Annotated in this window: 1 protein-coding gene; it reads right to left on the bottom strand. The window is 67.7% G+C overall.

Going from position 1 to position 725, the window contains the following annotated elements; genetic code table 11:
• Window positions 1–705, bottom strand: a complete 705-nt coding sequence (locus tag AEQ27_RS15380) for a hypothetical protein (RefSeq protein WP_054147468.1) — start codon at window positions 703–705, stop codon at window positions 1–3.
• Window positions 706–725 lie beyond the last annotated feature (20 nt).

The following is a 725-nucleotide window of genomic DNA, read 5'->3' as shown; positions in this document are numbered from 1 at the left end:
CTACTCCGTGGCGGCGGTGATCTTCGCGACGCCGACGAGCATCTCGTCCTGGACGGCGTCGGTCTTGAAGGTCTGGTTCAGCAGCGCGGCGGCGTCGGGGCTGATGTGGACGGTGGTGCCCTCGAGGACGGCGTTGGTGCCTTCCATCTGGATGGGCTTCAGGGTGCCGCCCCAGAGGTTGAAGAGGTAGGCGTCCTCGGCGGCGACGGTGCCGTTGGCGGTGACGGTGCCGTAGAGCTTCGACTCGCCCGGGTCGATGCGGAAGTCGGTGAGTTCGACGACGGTGCCGTCGGCGGAGGTCAGCGACAGGCCGGAGCCGTCGTGGTCGATCTCGCCCTGGACGTAGGGTCGGACGTCGCTGTCGGGGCCGTAGTAGTCGACGTTGCCGCCGGTGATCGGGAACGAGAACGTTCCGTCGGTGAAGGTCGCGGTGCCGACGACGCCGGGGGTCAGGCCGAGCGAGGTGATCGCGTCGACGAAGGACTGGTCGACGGCGACCTGGGTGTCGACACCGTTGCTGAGGTCGGCGATCGACGCGGCGGGCGTCGAGGCGGCCGACGGCTCGGACGAGGACGAGCTCGAGGACGACGTGTCGGAGGACGAACCGGAGTCCATCGAGCAGGCGGCGAGCGAGAAGACGAGGGCACCCGAGGCCACGAGGCCGAGCGTGGTCTTGGTGATGTTCTTGCGAGTGAAGGCGTTCATGGTGAAGCTCCTTGTCTGTT

The sequence above is a fragment of the Frigoribacterium sp. RIT-PI-h genome, from assembly GCF_001297205.1.
Lineage (GTDB): Bacteria > Actinomycetota > Actinomycetes > Actinomycetales > Microbacteriaceae > Frigoribacterium.
This window is presented reverse-complemented; position numbering and strand designations above follow the sequence as displayed.

Excerpts from the sequence above, each read along its gene's own strand:
- AEQ27_RS15380 (WP_054147468.1), bottom strand. The coding sequence starts at position 705 with ATGAACGCCTTCACTCGCAAGAACATCACCAAGACCACGCTCGGCCTC.